The 18,413-nt window shown below is 65.7% G+C and carries 16 protein-coding genes; 6 read left to right on the top strand and 10 right to left on the bottom strand.

Translation table 11 applies throughout. The features are described 5' to 3' along the window. Positions 1 to 108: 108 nt before the first annotated feature. The 4 genes from CDO87_RS27000 to CDO87_RS11350 form a co-directional block, all read right to left on the bottom strand. Positions 109 to 249 (bottom strand): hypothetical protein, encoded by a 141-nt coding sequence (locus CDO87_RS27000; protein WP_198521699.1) that lies wholly within the window; start codon positions 247 to 249, stop codon positions 109 to 111. Positions 250 to 431: 182 nt separating this feature from the next. Beyond that, a complete protein-coding gene (gene mutT / locus CDO87_RS11360) occupies positions 432 to 830 on the bottom strand; it encodes an 8-oxo-dGTP diphosphatase MutT (protein ID WP_100928890.1) in 399 nt (132 codons plus the stop codon). Between the two features lie 98 nt (positions 831 to 928). Further along, positions 929 to 2,146, bottom strand: a complete 1,218-nt coding sequence (gene argJ, locus CDO87_RS11355; protein WP_100928889.1) for a bifunctional glutamate N-acetyltransferase/amino-acid acetyltransferase ArgJ — start codon at positions 2,144 to 2,146, stop codon at positions 929 to 931. A gap of 2 nt (positions 2,147 to 2,148) precedes the next feature. After that, positions 2,149 to 3,138, bottom strand: coding sequence for a peptidylprolyl isomerase (locus CDO87_RS11350; RefSeq protein WP_100928888.1), 990 nt, complete (start codon positions 3,136 to 3,138; stop codon positions 2,149 to 2,151). 170 nt (positions 3,139 to 3,308) lie between these two features. Between CDO87_RS11350 and secA the strand changes: the two genes are divergently transcribed. The 3 genes from secA to CDO87_RS11335 all read left to right on the top strand — a co-directional run bounded on the left by secA (position 3,309) and on the right by CDO87_RS11335 (position 8,923). After that, positions 3,309 to 6,035 (top strand): preprotein translocase subunit SecA, encoded by a 2,727-nt coding sequence (gene secA / locus CDO87_RS11345; RefSeq protein WP_100928887.1) that lies wholly within the window; start codon positions 3,309 to 3,311, stop codon positions 6,033 to 6,035. Between the two features lie 195 nt (positions 6,036 to 6,230). Then, a complete protein-coding gene (locus CDO87_RS11340; protein WP_100928886.1) occupies positions 6,231 to 7,343 on the top strand; it encodes a translocase in 1,113 nt (370 codons plus the stop codon). Positions 7,344 to 7,366: 23 nt separating this feature from the next. Continuing rightward, positions 7,367 to 8,923, top strand: coding sequence for a substrate-binding domain-containing protein (locus CDO87_RS11335; protein ID WP_100928885.1), 1,557 nt, complete (start codon positions 7,367 to 7,369; stop codon positions 8,921 to 8,923). 15 nt (positions 8,924 to 8,938) lie between these two features. On the opposite strand, the gene radC is transcribed toward CDO87_RS11335, so the two are convergent. The 4 genes from radC to dnaK all read right to left on the bottom strand — a co-directional run bounded on the left by radC (position 8,939) and on the right by dnaK (position 13,744). Continuing rightward, on the bottom strand, positions 8,939 to 9,703 hold the full coding sequence (radC, locus tag CDO87_RS11330; protein WP_100928884.1) for a DNA repair protein RadC: 765 nt from the start codon (positions 9,701 to 9,703) through the stop codon (positions 8,939 to 8,941). Between the two features lie 35 nt (positions 9,704 to 9,738). Beyond that, complete coding sequence (locus tag CDO87_RS11325; protein WP_100928883.1) at positions 9,739 to 10,374, bottom strand: DedA family protein; 636 nt, start codon at positions 10,372 to 10,374, stop codon at positions 9,739 to 9,741. 198 nt (positions 10,375 to 10,572) lie between these two features. Further along, complete coding sequence (gene dnaJ / locus CDO87_RS11320; RefSeq protein WP_100928882.1) at positions 10,573 to 11,718, bottom strand: molecular chaperone DnaJ; 1,146 nt, start codon at positions 11,716 to 11,718, stop codon at positions 10,573 to 10,575. 100 nt (positions 11,719 to 11,818) lie between these two features. Next, positions 11,819 to 13,744, bottom strand: a complete 1,926-nt coding sequence (gene dnaK / locus CDO87_RS11315; protein ID WP_100928881.1) for a molecular chaperone DnaK — start codon at positions 13,742 to 13,744, stop codon at positions 11,819 to 11,821. A gap of 243 nt (positions 13,745 to 13,987) precedes the next feature. Between dnaK and CDO87_RS11310 the strand changes: the two genes are divergently transcribed. Next, positions 13,988 to 14,587, top strand: a complete 600-nt coding sequence (locus tag CDO87_RS11310) for an alpha-ketoglutarate-dependent dioxygenase AlkB (RefSeq protein WP_100928880.1) — start codon at positions 13,988 to 13,990, stop codon at positions 14,585 to 14,587. Positions 14,588 to 14,671: 84 nt separating this feature from the next. On the opposite strand, the gene CDO87_RS11305 is transcribed toward CDO87_RS11310, so the two are convergent. Next, positions 14,672 to 15,280 carry a COG3650 family protein gene (locus tag CDO87_RS11305; RefSeq protein ID WP_100928879.1) on the bottom strand — a complete coding sequence of 203 codons (609 nt, stop codon included), beginning with the start codon at positions 15,278 to 15,280 and terminating at the stop codon, positions 14,672 to 14,674. 37 nt (positions 15,281 to 15,317) lie between these two features. Beyond that, positions 15,318 to 16,151, bottom strand: coding sequence for an ABC transporter permease (locus CDO87_RS11300; RefSeq protein WP_100928878.1), 834 nt, complete (start codon positions 16,149 to 16,151; stop codon positions 15,318 to 15,320). Between the two features lie 158 nt (positions 16,152 to 16,309). On the opposite strand from CDO87_RS11300, the gene cysQ reads away from it, so the two are divergent. After that, complete coding sequence (gene cysQ / locus CDO87_RS11295) at positions 16,310 to 17,107, top strand: 3'(2'),5'-bisphosphate nucleotidase CysQ (RefSeq protein WP_100928877.1); 798 nt, start codon at positions 16,310 to 16,312, stop codon at positions 17,105 to 17,107. A gap of 2 nt (positions 17,108 to 17,109) precedes the next feature. Next, complete coding sequence (locus CDO87_RS11290; RefSeq protein WP_100928876.1) at positions 17,110 to 18,333, top strand: glycosyltransferase family 2 protein; 1,224 nt, start codon at positions 17,110 to 17,112, stop codon at positions 18,331 to 18,333. The last annotated feature ends 80 nt before the right edge of the window (positions 18,334 to 18,413 follow it).

Below are 18,413 nucleotides of genomic sequence, written 5' to 3'. Positions count from 1 at the left end.
GATTGCGCGTTGCCGATGGCCTGAAAGAACGAAAGGCCCCCGAACAAACGGGAGCCTTTTCGCCAATCGCATAAAGTCACCCCGAAGGGCGCTGTCACCAAGCCGTCGTCAGGCGGCGGCTTTGCCCATCACGGGGTGTCCCGTGTAGACCGTGTTACCTACGCGTACCGACATCCGACCGTCGGGCAGTTGCTGTTCAAGCATACCCTGGACGGAAATGTAGTTTCCGATCGTGATCGTCTTCAGCATGTCAAATCCTCCCAGACACAGATGACCCAGCCGAATATACCGTAACCGGACAAAATTACTATCTTCTAAAGTCACAGAAATGACACGTTTCCGCGGGTTTATTGTGCACGCAGGAAACGATTAGGTGAATTTTTCAACTTTCATACCGAAAATCCACCTTAACCTGTGGACAAACCGGAACCTTACAACCAGTCGCGGAGAATCGGAATCAGCGGGATATCGGCCGGGGGCATGGGGTAATCCTTCAGCTGCTGCGCCCGCACCCACTTCAGCGCCTGGTTCTCCTTGCCCTGCACCACGCCCTTCCATTTCCGGCAGGCGAACAGCGGCATCAGCAGGTGGAAAGTCTCGTAGGTGTGAGAGGCGAAGGTCAGAGGCGCAAGGCAGCTGTCCCAGGTCTCGATCCCCAGTTCCTCCTGAAGTTCGCGGATCAGGGCAGCCTCCGGCGTTTCGCCGGGTTCGACCTTGCCGCCGGGAAATTCCCAGAGGCCGGCCATCGACTTGCCCTCAGGGCGCTGTGCGAGCAGCACGCGCCCGTCGGGATCGATGAGGGCTACGGCGGAAACGAGGACGATCTTCATGGGCGGCGCTCCCTTTGGCGCAGGCTCGTGGGGGGCCAGCCCCCCACGAGTCCGAGGTATTTCGGCCAAGATGAAGGAGCGGGCGCCGGTTCGGTGGATTACGAGCGGTAATCGGCGTTGATGGTGATGTAGCCGTGGGTCAGGTCGCAGGTCCAGACGGTGGCGGTGCCGGTGCCCAGACCGATGTCCACATTGATCGGGATCTCTGCCTGCTTCATCACCGCCGCACCTTGTTCCTCGGCATAGCTTTCGGCGACCCAGCCCTTTTCCGCGACAAGCACATCGCCGAAGCGGATGGTCAGCCGGTCGCGGTCCGCGGCGGCGCCGGACTTGCCAACGGCCATCACGATGCGGCCCCAGTTCGGGTCCTCACCTGCGATGGCGGTCTTGACCAGCGGCGAGTTGGCGATGGACAGGGCATGCGTGCGGGCGTCGGCGTCGGTGGCCGCACCCGTCACGGTGACAGTCACGAACTTGGTGGCGCCCTCGCCGTCGCGGACCACCTGGTGGGCGAGGTCGCGCATCACGTCCTCCACCGCCGCAGCGAAGTCGGCATTGCCGGTCACATCGACGCCGGAGGCCCCGGTGGCCCCCATGATAAGGGAGTCGGAGGTGGAGGTGTCGCTGTCCACGGTGATGTTGTTGAAGGTGCGGGCGTTGGCCTCAGACACGATTTTCTGCAGGTCGGCGCGGCCGATCTTCGCATCGGTGAACATGTAGACCAGCATGGTCGCCATGTCGGGCGCGATCATGCCGGAGCCCTTGGCGATCCCGGCGATCTTCACGGTCTTGCCGCCCACCGAAACCTCGGCAGAAGCGCCCTTGGGGAAGGTGTCGGTGGTCATGATGGCCGCCGCCGCGTCGGAGATGCCCTCTGCCGAGAGGGCGGAGACCGCCTCGTCGAGCTTCGCGATGATGCGGTCATGAGGCAGCGGGACGCCGATCACGCCGGTCGAGGCGGTAAAGACGCGTTCCGCCGGGAGGCCGGTGGCGGCGGAGACCGCCGCGCATATGGCCGCGACCGAGCCGTCGCCGGCCCGGCCCGTGAAGGCGTTGGAGTTGCCGGAGTTCACGAGGATCGCAGCACCTTCACCGCCCTCGCCCGCCAGCTTGGCCTGGCAGTCGAGGACCGGGGCGGAGCGCGTCGCCGAGCGGGTGAAGACCCCCGCCACGACCGAGCCCGGATCGAGCACGGCCAGCATCACGTCGGTGCGGTTCTTGTATTTCACCCCTGCCGCAACGGCAGACAGGCGCACGCCCGCGATGACGGGAAGGTCCGGAAAGGTTTCCGGGGCAAGCGGGGACTTCGGCGGCATTCTCAGTTCTCCAGAAGCTGCGTCTCGGACAGGATCGACGGATCGACGGTGCCCTGCGGCATCCGGGTGACGTCCATCTGCCGCATCAGCGAGTCGATGTGTTCTTCTACCTTATCCTGCTGGATCTGCTGCACGATTTCCGCGCGCACCGTCTCGAGCTCCGGCGCTTCCTGGGTCCGCGTCTCGTTCAGCTTGATGACGTGCCAGCCGAACTGGGTCTCCACCGGGCCGGTGACGTCGCCGGGGGCAAGCGATTCAACCGCGACCTGGAAGGGCTCCACCATCATGCCGGCACCGAACCAGCCCAGCGAGCCGCCGTTGGGGCCGGAGGGGCCGGTCGACTTCTCGCGCGCGACGGTGGCGAAGTCGGCACCGCCCTTGACCTCGGCCAGCACTTCCTCGGCGGCCTCCTTGGTTTCCAGAAGGATGTGCGAGGCGTTGTATTCCTTGCCCTGCTCCACGTCGACGTAGTCGCGCTGGTAGATCGCAAGCACCTCTTCCTCGGTCACGGCGCGGTCTGCCACGGTGGTGATCGCCACAGCCGCCAGCAGCGAGCGGCGCTCGTTCTCCATCGACAGCCGGACGAGGTCGGTCTCCTCGGCGTCCTTGGACTGCGAGAGGACCTCCTGCTGGATCAGCTGCTGCAGCAGTCCGTCCCAGAGCTGGGCGTCGGGGATCTGCTGGTACTGCTGCGGTAGGCTGGCCTTGGCGACCATCATGTGACCGACGGTGATGTCGGTGCCGCCCACCGTCGCCACGACCCGCCCGAGGTCTTCGGCGGTGAACGGGGCGGCCTCCTCGGCCGGCTCTTCAGCGGCCGCGCCTTCGGCCATCATGCCGGAGCCCTGCCCGGTCGCATCCATCGAGTGGCCTTCGGTCGTGGTTTCCTCTCCCTGTCCGGCGCTTTCCGCCGCCGCGGGCATCGCCAACGTCAGCGCAAGCAGCGCCGTGCTGAGCGTGAGAGTGACCCGACCTTGCGTGGTTTTAGACATACCGTCCTCCTGATGCCTGTCCCGTGATAGCGGGCGGCGTTGACACTTTCCGGCCTGCCGACTACATGCCGCAAGGGCCCTGCGTGGCCGGTCTCCTAGCCTGTCATATGGGCTCGGTACGAGGCGGGCAAGCAGATGCCGCACACGAAACCGGGAACAGGTAACCAGGCATGTTGGGAAAAATCGCGCGCAAGGTGTTCGGAACGCCGAACGACCGCAAGATCAAGACCACCCGCCCGCTGGTGGAAAAGATCAACGCGCTGGAGCCCGAGTTCGAGAAGCTCGACGACGCCGGCCTGATCGCGAAAACCGCCGAATTCAAGGAACGCGTGGCGAAGGGCGAAAGCCTTGACCACATCCTTCCGGAAGCCTTCGCCAACTGCCGCGAGGCCGCGAGGCGGGCGCTTGGCCTGCGCGCCTTCGACGTGCAGCTGATGGGCGGGATCTTCCTGCACCAGGGCAACATCTCCGAGATGAAGACCGGCGAGGGCAAGACGCTGGTCGCCACCTTCCCGGCCTACCTGAACGCGCTGACCGGGCGCGGCGTGCACATCGTCACGGTGAACGACTACCTCGCCACGCGCGACGCCGAATGGATGTCGAAGGTCTACAACGCGCTCGGCATGACCTGCGGCACGGTCTATCCGCGCCAGCCCGAGGACGAGAAGGCCCAGGCCTACGCCTGCGACATCACCTACGCGACGAACAACGAGCTGGGCTTCGACTACCTCCGCGACAACATGAAGTCGGAGCTGAACCAGATCCACCAGCGCGACCATTATTACGCCATCGTCGACGAGGTGGACTCCATCCTGATCGACGAGGCGCGGACGCCGCTGATCATCTCCGGCCCCTCCGAGGACCGGTCCGAGCTTTACATCTCCGTCGACAAGCTGATCCCCGAACTGGTGGAAGAGCATTACGAGGTCGACGAGAAGACCCGCAACGTGACCTTCACCGACGAGGGCAACGAGTACCTCGAAGAGCACCTGCACGCCCGCGGCCTTCTGCCTGAGGGGCAGACGCTCTACGATCCGGAATCCACGACCGTCGTGCACCACGTCAACCAGGCGATCCGGGCGCACAAGCTGTTCCAGAAGGACAAGGACTATATCGTCCGCGACGGCGAGGTCGTGCTGATCGACGAGTTCACCGGCCGCATGATGGCCGGACGCCGCCTGTCGGACGGCCTGCACCAGGCCATCGAGGCCAAGGAAGGGCTGGAAATCAAGCCTGAGAACGTCACGCTGGCGTCGGTCACCTTCCAGAATTACTTCCGTCTTTACGACAAGCTGGGCGGCATGACCGGTACGGCCGTGACCGAGGCCGACGAATTCATGGAAATCTACGGCCTGGGCGTCGTCGAGGTCCCGACCAACCGCCCGATCGCCCGCATTGACGACGACGACAAGGTGTTCCGCACCGCGCGCGAGAAGTACGCCGCCATCGTCGAGGAGATCGGCGAGGCGCACAAGAAGGGCCAGCCGGTTCTCGTCGGCACCACCTCCATCGAGAAGTCCGAAATGCTGAGCCGCATGCTTCAGGAAGTCGGGCTGAAGCACAACGTCCTGAACGCCCGCCAGCACGAGCAGGAGGCGCAGATCGTCGCCGACGCCGGCAAGCTGGGTGCGGTGACCATCGCGACGAACATGGCGGGCCGCGGCACCGACATCAAGCTGGGCGGCAACGTCGAGTTCAAGGTGATGGAGGCCATCGCCGCCCACCCGGACCGCAACCCCGACGAGATCCGCGCCGAGATCGAGCAGGCCCATGCCGCCGACGAAGGCGCCGTGAAGGAGGCCGGCGGTCTCTTCGTGCTGGCGACGGAGCGTCACGAAAGCCGTCGCATCGACAACCAGCTCCGCGGCCGTTCGGGCCGTCAGGGCGACCCGGGCCGCTCCTCCTTCTATCTCTCGCTCGAAGACGACCTGATGCGGATCTTCGGCTCCGACCGTCTCGACAACGTGCTGGGCAAGCTCGGCATGAAGGAAGGCGAGGCGATCGTGCACCCTTGGGTGAACAAGTCGCTCGAACGCGCGCAGGCGAAGGTCGAGGGCCGCAACTTCGACATCCGTAAGCAACTGCTGAAGTTCGACGACGTGCAGAACGACCAGCGGAAGGTCATCTTTGCCCAGCGGCGCGAGATCATGGAAGCGAAGGACCTGTCGGAGATCGTCACCGACATGCGCCACGACATCATCGACGAGCTGGTGGATACCTACTGCCCGCCGAAGACCTACGCCGACCAGTGGAACATGCAGGGCCTTTACGCCGCCTGCATCGAGAAGCTGGGCGTCGATGCTCCCTTGATGGCATGGGGCGACGAGGACGGCGTCGATCAGGACGTTATCGCCGAACGGCTGCGTGACGAGTCCGACAAGATCATGGCCGAGAAGCAGGAAGCCTTCGGACCGGAGACCATGCGCTCCATCGAGAAGCAGGTTCTGCTGCAGACCATCGACAAGAAGTGGCGCGAGCACCTTCTGACGCTGGAACACCTGCGTTCCGTCGTGGGCTTCCGCGGCTACGCGCAGCGCGACCCGCTGAACGAGTACAAGACCGAGGCCTTCCAGCTTTTCCAGAACCTGCTGGAAAGCCTGCGGGAGACGGTGACCGAACAGCTCGCGCAGGTCCGCCCGATGACCGAGGAAGAGCGCCAGAAGATGATGCAGGAGCTGCGCCAGCAGCAGGAGGCGATGCAGCGCGCGCTCAAGGCCCGTGCCGACGCGGCCTCCACACAGGCGGCCCTGCCGGACGAGAACGCCACCGCCCCCGACGGCGCGGCGCCCGCGTTCGACGAGACCGATCCGACGACCTGGGGCAACCCCGGCCGCAACGATCCCTGCCCCTGCGGTTCGGGCAAGAAGTTCAAGCACTGCCACGGCAGCCTGACCTGACCCGAGTCGCAAATGGTTAAGAAAGGGGTGTCCGTGACCCACGGGCACCCCTTCGTTTCTTGCATTATCCCGTGACAATTCCTTAATTTTTTCGCCAAATAGGTGAAACGCCGCGATCTGTCCGCCTTGCAGCCCAACGATGGCCACGTTTCCGAGCGATTTTCGTCCCCGACCCTAAAGGACAGGAGCCAAGGAATGTCCAAGCTGCTGGAACTGACGAAAAACCACAAGAAGAGCCTCGTGCTTGGCGGCGTCACCCTGTGTTGTGCGCTGGGGATCGGCTACATCATGCAGTACGGCGTGGCCCTGCCCGGACAACAGCAGGCGCTGGCCCCCACCGGGCAGCAGATCGCTGTGACCGGCGTGACCCCCACATCCTCCGGCAACATCGGCGCCGCGCGCTCCCCGCTGGCCGAGGACATGGGCACCACCAGCCCGGCCCCCGTGACGCTTGTCGCCGCCCCCGCTGTTGCCGCGATGCCCGGTGTCATGACCGGAATCCCGGCGATGGCACCCCGCGCCCCTGAGCCCGAGGTGGAAGCGGAGGCAGTGATCACCTTTGCCGCCGCCGATGACCGCGACATGGAAACCCTCCCCGCCCCCTCGCGGGAACCGGCCCCCGTGGCGTCCTGCGACATCTCCATGACAGCCGCTGCGACCGCCGGCGCGATGGTGGACCTCACGCTCTCCGCCCCCTGCAACGCATCGGAGCGCGTAACCCTGCATCATCACGGCATGATGTTCACCGATGTGACCGACTCTGACGGCACCCTGAACGTGACCGTTCCGGCGCTGGCGGAAAACGCCCTCTTCATCGCCAGCTTCGCCTCCGGCGACGGCGCCACCGCGATGACCGAGGTGTCTTCCCTGCCGTTCTACGACCGCGTTGTGGTGCAGTGGAAAGGCGATGCCGGTCTTGGCCTGCACGCCCGCGAATTCACCGAGGACTACTTCGGCCCCGGCCACGTCTGGTCCGGCGCGGCAGGCGACCTCGGCTCTGCCGCGAAGGGCAACGGCGGTTTCATGACGGTGCTCGGCCATTCCGATGCACCCGATGCCCTGCGGGCGGAGGTCTATTCCTTCCCCACCGGCACGGCACAGCGCAGCGGCGACGTGCACCTGACCGTCGAGGCAGAGATCACCGCAACCAACTGCAACCAGCCGGTCGAGGCGCAGACGCTCGAACTGCGGGGCGACGCCAAGCTGCGGACCCGCAACCTGACGCTCGACATGCCCGACTGCACAAGTTCCGGTGACTTTCTTGTGTTGAAAAACCTCGTCGAAGACCTGACAATCGCCGCGAGGTAGCGGCAAGCCGGACGAGGACCTTCATGGCGATCAGACGTGCGGCGGTTTTCGCCGCACTTTTCCTTTTCATGCAGGTCGCCTCGGCGTTTGCTCAGGACATCGTGCTGCGGTCCCGCGACGGCTCCATCGAGCTGAGCGGCAACCTCCTGGGCTTCGACGGCGAATTCTACCGCATCGACACCCAGTTCGGCGTGCTGACGGTGGACGGCTCCGGCGTCAGCTGCACCGGCATCGGCTGTCCCTCCCTTGTCGACTACGTGGCCGAGATCGAGGTCTCCGGCTCCGCCACCATCGGGCGGGTCCTCCTGCCCGCCCTTATCGAGGCTTTTGCCCTGCGCAACGCCATGTCGGCAGAGCGGACAAAGGTCGACGACACCCATTTCCGCTACGACCTGACCAGCGACGACACCGGCAAGACGGTGGGGCGATTCCACGTCCACGTCTCCAACACCGACGAAGGCTTTGCCGACCTTCTGGCGGACGACGCCGACATCGTCATGGCCCTGCGCGAAATCCGCCGGGAAGAGGCGCGCCGCGCGCGCGAGGCGGGGCTGGGCGACCTGACGCTGTCCACCCGCTCGACGGTCCTGGCCCTCGACGCGGTGGTGCCGATCGTCGCGCCGGGCAACCCGGTCGACTCGCTGTCCATGTCCGATCTCGTGGCCATCCTCTCCGGCAGCCAGTCGAACTGGCAGGCTTTCGGCGGCCCCGACGCGCCGATCACCGTGCACATGCGCGACGAGGCCTCCGGCCTCGCGCAGGGCATCGAGGACCGCTTATTGAAGCCCGCCCGCGCAACGCTCGGCCCCGCGCGGCGGCACCGCTCCAACACGGCCCTGGCGACGGCGGTGACGCGCGATCCATTCGGCATCGGGCTCGCCAGCTTCTCCGACATCGGCAACGCCAAGGCGCTGGACCTCACGGGGCCTTGCGGCTTCCAGATGCGCGCCGCGCGCCGCGCCGTGAAGACCGAGGACTATCCGCTGACCGCCCCGGCCTTCCTCTACGTGCCTGCCCGGCGGCTGCCGGCTCTGGCGCGCGACTTCCTGCGCTTCACCCGCAGCCCGCAGGCCCAGATCGTCATCCGCCGCGCCGGTTTCGTCGATCAGGCCGCGGAGGAGATCAGCGCCGACCTTCAGGGCGACCGGCTGTCCAACGCCATCCTCACCGCGCAGGGAGAGGGCGGCCTGACCACGCTCAAGCGCCTGACCGGCACGCTGGTGCCCATGCGCCGCCTGACGACCTCCTTCCGGTTCGAGACCGGCTCTTCCCGGCTCGATGCGCAGTCCCGCTCGAACGTGCTGCAACTGGCGCACGATCTGGAGGCCGGGCGTTACGACGGGCGCAAGCTGCTGTTTGTCGGCTTCTCCGACGGGGCCGGGCCTGCGGATGCCAACCTGACCATCGCCCGCCGCCGTGCCGAGGCGGTGAAGGCCGCTGTCGAGGTCACCGCCGAAACCGCCGACCTCAGTCGCGTGGAACTGGCCCTCGATGCCTTCGGAGAGGCGATGCCCATGGCCTGCGACGACACCTCCTGGGGGCGTCAGGTGAACAGGCGGGTCGAGGTCTGGGTGAAGTAACGCCCTGACACGGCCCTAAAGCAGCCCCTCCGACCGGAAGCTCATCTCCCGTGATTTGCCGATCACCAGATGGTCGTGCAGCACGATGCCCAGCACTTCCGCCGCCGCCTGTATATGAGCCGTCATCTCGATGTCCGCCGCCGAGGGCGTCGGGTCGCCCGATGGATGGTTGTGCACGAGGATGAGCGCCGAGGCGTTCAGTTCCAGCGCCCGCTTGACCACTTCGCGCGGGTAGACAGGAACGTGATCCACCGTGCCGCGCGCCTGCCGCTCATCCGCGATCAGCACGTTCTTGCGGTCGAGGTACAGCACCCGGAACTGCTCGATCTCGCCATGCGCCATGGCGGTCTGGCAATAGGCCAGCAGGGCGTCCCAGCTTGACAGCACCTGCTTCTGCATCACCCGGGACCGGGCCAGCCGATGGGCCGCCGCTTCCACGATCTTCAGTTCGCAGACCACCGCCTCCCCCACGCCGCTGACCTCTGCCAGCCGGGCGGCGGGGGCCGACAGCACGCCGTTGAAATCGCCGAAGACCTCCAGCAACTGCCGCGCCAGCGGTTTCACGTCGCGGCGCGGGATCGCCCGGAAAAGCACCAGTTCAAGCATCTCGTAATCCGGCAGGGCATCCGCGCCGCCGGACAGGAAGCGTTCCCTCAGCCGGGCGCGGTGATCCTTGATGTAGGACGGCAGCTTCTCCGCCGGTGCCAGTGCGGCCTGGGGCGCCTCCTCGTGATCGAAGAGCGCCGCCTGTGAGTCGGAGAAGGATCGCGCGCGAGTCATGCTGCCAGCCTGCACCGCGCGCCGTGAACAAGTGGTTAACTCGTTTCCTCGGCCTTGCCGGAGGCTTCCTGCGGATTGCGGCGATTGTAGGTCGCCACGCGCCAGACGTAGATCGCCACCAGCCCGACCACGACCGCCGTCGACACCGGGTCGAGCCATGCCGACACCACGTCGTAACCGCTTTCCAGCCAGTACCCGGCCATCGTCAGCGCCGTGGTCCATGCGAAGGTGCCGACCGCGCTGTAGGCGAGGAACTTGCCCCGGTGCATCCGGCGCACCCCGGCGGGGACCGAGATCAGCGTCCGCACGGTCGGGATCAGGCGCCCGATCAGCACGGCGCTGCCCTTGTGCCGGTCAAACCAGCCATTCGCCCGGTCCAGCTCGTCCGGAGAGATCGACAGCCAGCGGCCGTGCTTGTGCGACAGGCTGCACAGCCGGTCGAAACCGATCTTGCGCGCCATCCAGTACCAGAGGTACGCCCCCGCAAGCGACCCGATGCTGCCGGACACGATCACCAGCCACAACGACATGTCGCCCCGCGCGGCGTTGAAGCCGGCCAGCGGCATGATCAGTTCCGAGGGGATCGGGGGGAAGACGTTCTCGAGGAACATCAGCAGGGCGACGCCGAACGCTCCCATGCCGTCGATAAGGCTCGTGATCCAGTCGAACATCCTGTGCGCCGCTCCCCAATGGCTCGGTAAATGACTCTAGGGTGAACCCCGGGTCGGTTGAAATCGTTCCAAGTGTCTCTCCTGTCGGCAATTTTCCGGCAAGAGCGCCCCTCAAGACAAAGGGCGGGACGGATGATCCGCCCCGCCCCGAAGATGTCACAGGACCCCGGCCGCATGACCGGAGCAGCCCGCGGGGCATTACCCCTTCATCGAATCCCAGAAGTTCTTGACCGAACTGAAGAAGCTGGAGCTTTCCGGGTTGTTGTCCTCGGACAGCTCGTCGAACTCCTTCAGCAGTTCCTTCTGGCGCGCGGTCAGGTTGACGGGTGTCTCCACCGCAAGCTCGATGAACATGTCACCGGCCAGACCGCCCCGGAGGGCAGGCATCCCCTTGCCGCGCAGACGCATCTGCCGACCGGACTGCGACCCGGCAGGGATCTTCACGCGCGAACGGCCGCCGTCGATGGTCGGAACCTCGATGTCGCCGCCAAGTGCTGCCGCGGTGATCGACACCGGAACGCGACAGTGCAGCTCCGTGCCCTCACGCTCGAAGATCTTGTGCGGCTCCACCTCGATGAAGATGTAAAGGTCGCCCGGAGGGCCACCCCGCATCCCCGCCTCGCCTTCGCCGGCCAGCCGGATGCGCGTGCCCGTCTCCACCCCGGCCGGGATGTTGACCGACAGCGCCCGGTCCTTCTGGACACGGCCCGCGCCGTGGCACTTGCCACAGGGGTTCTTGACGATCTGCCCCATGCCCGAACAGGTCGGACAGGTCCGCTCGACCGTGAAGAACCCTTGCGTCGCGCGCACCTTGCCCATGCCCGAACAGGTCGGGCAGGTGGTGGGTTCCGATCCGCCCTCAGAGCCGGTGCCGTTGCAGACACCGCACTGGACGGAGGTCGGCACGTTGATCGTCTTGGCCATGCCGTTGAAGGCATCTTCCAGGCTGATCCGCAGGTTGTAGCGCAGGTCGGCGCCGCGCGCCGCCCGCTGCCGTCCACCCTGGCGGCCGCCCATGAAGTCGCCGAACAGATCGTCGAACACGTCCGAAAAGGCGCTGGCGAAATCCGCGTTGCCGTGGGCACCGCCACCGGGACGCGGACCGCCGCCCATGCCGCCGTCAAAGGCCGCGTGGCCGAAACGGTCATAAGCCGCCTTCTTCTCGGCGTCCTTCAGGACGTCGTAGGCTTCGTTCACTTCCTTGAAGAGTGCTTCGCAGTCAGGGTTGTCCTTGTTGCGGTCCGGGTGCAGCTCCTTCGCCTTGGCCCGGTAGGCCTTCTTCAGCTCTTCCGCAGAGGCGCCCTTTTTGACCCCGAGCACGTCGTAATAGTCACGCTTGGACATTCAAGTCCTCCTCTCGGCCCGAACAATCTGACCCTCGGTCAGAACGAAAGGGCCGGCCCGGCATCCGGACCGGCCCCTTCTGAGTTTCCGGGCGCGTGCCTCAGGCCCGCTTGTTGTCGTCCAGATCCTCGAAGTCGGCATCGACGATGTTGTCGTCGTCCGACGCGGAGTTGCGGCTGTCGCCACCCATGTCCGCGTCGTCGTTGCCGCCTTCGGCCTGCGCCTTGTAGATCGCCTCGCCGAGACGCATCGCCGCTTCGGTCACGTTCTGGATGCCCGACTTCAGCTTGTCAGCCGTGACGTCGTTCTTCTCCAGGTCGTCCTTCAGCGCGGCAACCGCCAGCTCGATGGCTTCGATGGTCGACGGATCGACCTTGTCGCCATGCTCCTCGATCGACTTCTCGGTCGAGTGGATGAGGCTTTCTGCCTGGTTCTTCGCCTCGACAAGCTCCTTGCGGGCCTTGTCGCCTTCGGCGTTCTCCTCGGCTTCGCGGACCATCCGTTCGATGTCGTCGTCCGACAGACCGCCAGACGCCTGGATCGTGATCTTCTGTTCCTTGTTGGTGCCCTTGTCCTTGGCCCCAACCGACACGATGCCGTTGGCGTCGATGTCGAAGGTCACTTCGATCTGCGGCATGCCGCGCGGTGCCGGCGGGATGTCCTCGAGGTTGAACTGGCCGAGCATCTTGTTGTCGGCAGCCATCTCGCGTTCACCCTGGAACACGCGGATCGTCACGGCGTTCTGGTTGTCCTCGGCGGTCGAGAAGACCTGGGACTTCTTCGTCGGGATCGTCGTGTTGCGGTCGATCAGGCGGGTGAACACGCCACCCAGCGTCTCGATGCCCAGCGACAGCGGGGTCACGTCCAGAAGGACCACGTCCTTCACGTCACCCTGCAGGACACCGGCCTGGATGGCGGCGCCCATCGCGACGACTTCGTCCGGGTTCACACCCTTGTGCGGCTCCTTGCCGAAGAACTTGGTCACCTCTTCGATGACCTTCGGCATGCGGGTCTGACCGCCGACCAGAACGACTTCGTCGATGTCGGAGGTGGTCAGGCCTGCGTCCTTCAGGGCCGCCTGGCAGGGCTTGATCGACGCCTTGATGAGATCGCCGACGAGGCTTTCCAGCTTCGCACGGGTCAGCTTCATGACAAGGTGCAGCGGCGTACCGCCGGAGCCCATCGAGATGAACGGCTGGTTGATCTCGGTCTGGGTCGCGCTCGAAAGCTCGATCTTCGCCTTCTCGGCCGCTTCCTTCAGACGCTGGAGCGCCATCTTGTCCTTGCGGAGGTCGACGGAGTGCTCCTTCTTGAACTCGTCCGCGAGGTAGTTGACGATCCGCATGTCGAAGTCTTCACCGCCGAGGAACGTGTCGCCGTTGGTGGATTTCACTTCGAACAGGCCGTCGTCGATCTCGAGGATGGTCACGTCGAAGGTGCCGCCGCCGAGGTCATAGACCGCGATCGTCTTGGCGTCCTTCTTGTCCAGACCGTAGGCCAGTGCGGCTGCCGTCGGCTCGTTGATGATCCGCAGCACTTCGAGACCGGCAATCTTGCCCGCGTCCTTCGTGGCCTGACGCTGGGCGTCGTTGAAGTACGCCGGAACGGTGATGACCGCCTGCGTGACTTCCTCGCCAAGGTAGGACTCGGCGGTCTCTTTCATCTTCTGCAGCGTGTAGGCAGAGATCTGCGACGGCGAGTACTTCTCGCCGCGAATCTCGACCCATGCGTCGCCGTTGCCGCCGTCGACGATCTTGTACGGAACGATGTCCTTGTCCTTCGTCACCTCGGCGTCGGTGGTGCGACGGCCGATCAGGCGCTTCACGGCAAAGACGGTGTTTTCCGGGTTCGTCACCGCCTGACGCTTCGCGGGCTGGCCAACCAGCCGCTCGTCTTCGGTGAAACCAACGATCGAAGGCGTCGTGCGCGCGCCTTCGGCATTCTCGATCACCCGGGCCTGGCTGCCATCCATGATGGCGACGCAGGAGTTGGTGGTCCCGAGGTCGATGCCAATTACCTTACCCATGTTTTCGATCCCTTTTTCAAGTTCAGGCGATACCGCGAGGCCATGGACCCGTTTCGGCATCCGCGCCCCGCATCGGTTGACGCGGGCGGTGGCCCCGCCAGCGCGTTCGGAGGGTATATAAGGAGGCCCTCCACCTTTGCCAAGCGTCCGCGAGGGGCCAATTTGCGTGGATTCGGGCCTTCCGGGACGTTCATTACGCGACAAATCCTTGGCAGATCGTTTTCAAGGCGCCAGATGTGACGCATGGAGCGTATTTCCCGCCAAGGTTTCGAGATTTTCCCCGCGGCCCTCGACCGCGCCGCCCAGGAACGGGTGGTGGCCGACGTCCGCAAGGTGCTGGAACAGGCCCCGCTTTTCCGCCCGCGCACCCGCCGCGGCCCAATGTCGGTGCGGATGAGCGCGGCCGGCCGGTTCGGCTGGATCAGCGACACGAAGGGCTACCGCTACGAGGAGACCCACCCCAACGGCACGGCCTGGCCCGCGATCCCCGACAGCATCATGGCGCTCTGGAACACCTACGCCAAAAGCCCGCGCCCGCCGGAATGCTGCCTGATCAACTGGTACGCCGAAGACGCCCGCATGGGGCTGCACCAGGACGTGGACGAACAGGACTACGACTGCCCCGTGCTCTCGGTCTCGCTGGGCGACGACGCGCTTTTCCGCATGGGCGGGGAAAGCCGCCGCGATCCCACGCGCTCCGTCTGGCTGGCGTCGGGCGACCTCGTGCTGCTCACCGGCCCGTCCCGCCGCGCGTTCCACGGCATCGACCGCCTGCGCCCCGGCACCTCCACGCTGTTCCCCGACGGCGGACGGCTGAACCTGACCCTGCGCGTCGTCACCTGAGCTGCACGGACACGGGCCGCGGCTTGGAGGGTGGGCTGCTGGTGCCCGCCGGGGCACCAGTCGGGGCGCCCGTAAAGCGGCGGCTCACTCACCCAGCGTGCAGCAGCCGGACAGGATCCGCCGCCCGTCGCCGGACAGCACCACGGACACATCCAGCCCGAAGGCCCGGTCCGACATGCCGTCGTTGCAGGCCGCGCGCTGGATGATCGCCGTGACCGCACCCGCAGGCCCGCTGCCGTCCACCAGGTATTTCTCCAGCGGTGAAGGCATCCGGCTCAGCCCCCCGATTCCGTAGCCGTCGCCCTCCATGTTCTCCGGCGAGGTCAGGACCGCCGTCGCGCCCGGCGCGATCCGCAGGTTCCAGAACGGCTCCGTCCCGAAGCAGCCAAGCACGCCGGCCTCGGCCAGCGTGCCACCCGGCTCCGCCTCCAGGAACCGAAGGGAAGCCCAGCCCGCCCGCTCACCTGCGTTCACCAGGCCCCAGCCGCCCTCTGTCCGGACAACCTCGACCCCGGTCGCACCGGGCGCCAGCGTGCCCACGATCTCCGTATCCGCCGCAGGCCCCGCGCGCACGTTCAACACGTCGTCCGCCGCCACGCCGGTCACCCGGTGCAGCGCCGGAAGCGACCCGTCCTGCGCCGCGGCCGAAACCGCCGTCCAGAGCGTCACCAGAATTGCCAGAAATCCGCGCATCGTCCCTGCCCTCCCATAGGCCGGGGCGCAGCAGTCCTCAGCGCCGCGCGCCCCAGGAAACCGAGGCATGCTTGCGGGTGTAGAACTCCCCCATCAGCCCGATCATCACCAGGACGATAGACAGGTAGAACGCGTATTCCCAGCTTGAATTGCGCGGGACGTAGTTCACGAAGGCATAGCCGCGCGACTGGTCGATGGTGTGGAACAACGGGTTCCAGTCGAACATCACCAGCATGTATCCCGGCAGCGTGTTGGCCACGAACATCTTGCCCGAGGCGATCATGTTGGCCCGCTGGTAGACCGTCGACAGGATGCTGACCGGCGTCGGGAACCACGGCTTGACCGCCAGCACCACCATGCCGATCGCCGCGCCCGAGAACCACGACAGCAGCAGCATCGCGAGACACCCGATCGGGTCATAGATCTCCTGCATGACGAAGGGGTTGAAGGCCACGTCGTAGACGAAAAGGATCGCGAACAGCGACAGCACCTGGATATAGAGCGTCGACACCATGGCGGCGGCGATGGCGATGGCCGTGTTCATCGGCGCGTGCTGCATCATCGGGCTGGCAGGCCCTTCGGATCCGGCGACCGCGCCCATCGTCTTGGTGTGCGTCATGTAGAGGAAGACGCCCGTCATGATGTAGATCATGAAGTCGCCCCGCAGCGCGGCGCTGCGCATCCCCATGATCTGGAACATGAAGTAGAAGGCCAGCACGAAGATGATCGACTGGAGCATGTTCATGAAGATCGCCATGAAGGCGTTGCCATGGGCCTTCCGCACCGCGCGAACCGAGTTGTGATACACCAGTTCGGCGATGTTCAACGCCGAGCCCAGACTGGACTTCGGTCGCGTTGTTGATTGAAACATAGGCCTGCTCCGTGATGCGCGTGCATTCTGCAGCGCTCTGCTCTGCCATATCGTGCGGCATCCTTGCCGTTCTTTGTAAACGGCAGCATAAGGCCAGTAGCGTTGCAAATCAATAAATCGCCGCCGGACGCGGGACCGGGGCGCCAAAGGAGCTTTCCATGAATTATTCGGAACTGATGACCGTCATGCGCCGCCTCGCCCTCGAAGCGGGCGACAAGATCATGGAAATCTACGACTCCCCCGATTTCGAGGTGAAGACGAAGTCGGACGCCTCCCCCGTGACGGAGGCCGACGAGGCCGCCGATGCCCTGATCTCTGCCGGGCTGCGCGAGGTCTTCCCCGAGGTGGCGCTCGTGACCGAGGAGCAGGCCGCCTCGCACGACACCTCCGCCATGACCTTCCTGATCGTCGATCCGCTCGACGGCACCAAGGAGTTCATCAAGCGCCGCGGCGACTTCACCGTGAACATCGCGCTGGTGGAGGAAGGCGTGCCCACGCGCGGCGTCGTCTATGCCCCCGCCAAGGGCCGCATGTTCTACACCAATTCCGTCGGCCACTCGGTCGAGGAGATGGGCCCCTTCGACCCCGCCACCCCGGGCGAAACAAAGCCGATCCGCGTGACCGAGCCGAACAACGACTCGCTGATGGTCGTCGCCTCGAAATCGCACCGCGACCAGGCCACCGACGACTACATCGCGCAGTACAACGTCAAGGACATGACCTCCGCCGGTTCCTCGCTGAAGTTCTGCCTTGTCGCCACCGGCGAGGCCGACCTTTATCCGCGCCTCGGCCGCACGATGGAATGGGACACCGCCGCCGGGCACGCCGTGCTTGCGGGTGCGGGCGGCAAGGTCGTGCGCTTCGACGACCACTCCGCGCTGTCCTACGGCAAGGACGGCTTCGCCAACCCGTTCTTCATCGCCTTCGCACCCGGGGTCGACCTGAAGAAGGGCTGACCATGGCCTTGCCGGTCAGCATCGTGGTGGTCAGCAGGCACCGGCCCGCTGCCCTCATGCGCTGCCTGACCGGCATCTCGCAACTCGACTATCCGGGTTTCGAGGTCATCGTCGTCGCCTGCCCTGCCGGGCTGGCGGCGCTCGCGCAGCGGGCGGATGCGGACCTGATCAAGCAGGTCCCCTACGACGAACCCAACATCTCGGCGGCCCGCAACCTCGGGATTTCCCGCGCCGCCGGCGAGATCGTCGCCTTCATCGACGACGACGCCGTGCCCGAACCGCTCTGGCTGACCCACCTCGCCGCGCCGTTCGACAGCGCAGAGGTCGCCGCCGCAGGGGGCTTCGTGATCGGGCGCAACGGCATCACCTTCCAGTGGACCGCCCGCACGGTCGATGCCACAGGCCAGGCCACACCGCTCGACGTGTCGGACACGCAGCCGACCGTGCTGCACCCTACCCCCGACCGCGCGATCAAGACCGAGGGCACCAACATGGCGCTGCGCCGCGACGTGCTGGCCCGGATGGGCGGCTTCGATCCCGCGTTCCGCTTCTACCTCGACGAAACCGACCTGAACCTGCGGCTGGCGCGGCGCGGGTTGGCGACGGCCATCGTGCCCCTGGCGCAGGTGCACCACGGCTTTGCCGAAAGCGCCCGCCGCGCCCCCGACCGGACCCCGCGCGACCTGACGGAGATCGGCGCCTCGCAGCAGGCGTTCCTGCGCAAGCACTGCCCGAAAGAGGCACGCGCCACCGCATGGGACCGCTTCGTCGGGGACCAGCGCGCGCGGCTTCTGGGCTACATGCAGCGCGGGCCGCTCGATCCGCTGGACGTCCGGCGCCTGATGCGCGGACTCCGGCGCGGCGGGCGAGAAGGCGCGGAGCGCATCCTCGACCGCTGCCCGGAAATCCCCCGCGCCGCGCAGGGCTTCCTGCCCTATCCCGGGCGGCCCGGCGCGCCGCGCATCCGGCTGTCCGGACGCATCTGGCAGGCGGCCTCTCTGCGCAGGACCGCCGCCGCGAAAGCCGCCGAAGGGGCCATCGTTTCACTCTATATAATGAGCCCCGGAAGCCGTTATCACCGCGTGGCTTTTACCGAGTCCGGCGTCTGGGAACAGACCGGCGGACTGTTCGGGCGAAGCCTCCGGAAAGGCCGTATCTGGCAGGCCTGGAATTTTCAACGCAGGGTTGACTCAGAAGTGCTTCGGACACAAAACGTTCGTGGTTAACGTGCCCATTTATTGGCGTCACCCCACTAAATGTGCCATAAATTGGAACCAAACTGCTGGCGTTTTCATTGGTTGCACGC

The sequence above is a fragment of the Sagittula sp. P11 genome (genome assembly GCF_002814095.1).
Taxonomy (GTDB): domain Bacteria; phylum Pseudomonadota; class Alphaproteobacteria; order Rhodobacterales; family Rhodobacteraceae; genus Sagittula.
This window is presented reverse-complemented; position numbering and strand designations above follow the sequence as displayed.

What these genes read in the sequence shown, in the direction of transcription:
- CDO87_RS27000 (WP_198521699.1), bottom strand. Translation starts at nt 249, where the DNA reads ATGCTGAAGACGATCACGATCGGAAACTACATTTCCGTCCAGGGTATG.
- mutT (WP_100928890.1), bottom strand. Translation starts at nt 830, where the DNA reads ATGAAGATCGTCCTCGTTTCCGCCGTAGCCCTCATCGATCCCGACGGG.
- argJ (WP_100928889.1), bottom strand. Translation starts at nt 2,146, where the DNA reads ATGCCGCCGAAGTCCCCGCTTGCCCCGGAAACCTTTCCGGACCTTCCC.
- CDO87_RS11350 (WP_100928888.1), bottom strand. Translation starts at nt 3,138, where the DNA reads ATGTCTAAAACCACGCAAGGTCGGGTCACTCTCACGCTCAGCACGGCG.
- secA (WP_100928887.1), top strand. Translation starts at nt 3,309, where the DNA reads ATGTTGGGAAAAATCGCGCGCAAGGTGTTCGGAACGCCGAACGACCGC.
- CDO87_RS11340 (WP_100928886.1), top strand. Translation starts at nt 6,231, where the DNA reads ATGTCCAAGCTGCTGGAACTGACGAAAAACCACAAGAAGAGCCTCGTG.
- CDO87_RS11335 (WP_100928885.1), top strand. Translation starts at nt 7,367, where the DNA reads ATGGCGATCAGACGTGCGGCGGTTTTCGCCGCACTTTTCCTTTTCATG.
- radC (WP_100928884.1), bottom strand. Translation starts at nt 9,703, where the DNA reads ATGACTCGCGCGCGATCCTTCTCCGACTCACAGGCGGCGCTCTTCGAT.
- CDO87_RS11325 (WP_100928883.1), bottom strand. Translation starts at nt 10,374, where the DNA reads ATGTTCGACTGGATCACGAGCCTTATCGACGGCATGGGAGCGTTCGGC.
- dnaJ (WP_100928882.1), bottom strand. Translation starts at nt 11,718, where the DNA reads ATGTCCAAGCGTGACTATTACGACGTGCTCGGGGTCAAAAAGGGCGCC.
- dnaK (WP_100928881.1), bottom strand. Translation starts at nt 13,744, where the DNA reads ATGGGTAAGGTAATTGGCATCGACCTCGGGACCACCAACTCCTGCGTC.
- CDO87_RS11310 (WP_100928880.1), top strand. Translation starts at nt 13,988, where the DNA reads ATGGAGCGTATTTCCCGCCAAGGTTTCGAGATTTTCCCCGCGGCCCTC.
- CDO87_RS11305 (WP_100928879.1), bottom strand. Translation starts at nt 15,280, where the DNA reads ATGCGCGGATTTCTGGCAATTCTGGTGACGCTCTGGACGGCGGTTTCG.
- CDO87_RS11300 (WP_100928878.1), bottom strand. Translation starts at nt 16,151, where the DNA reads ATGTTTCAATCAACAACGCGACCGAAGTCCAGTCTGGGCTCGGCGTTG.
- cysQ (WP_100928877.1), top strand. Translation starts at nt 16,310, where the DNA reads ATGAATTATTCGGAACTGATGACCGTCATGCGCCGCCTCGCCCTCGAA.
- CDO87_RS11290 (WP_100928876.1), top strand. Translation starts at nt 17,110, where the DNA reads ATGGCCTTGCCGGTCAGCATCGTGGTGGTCAGCAGGCACCGGCCCGCT.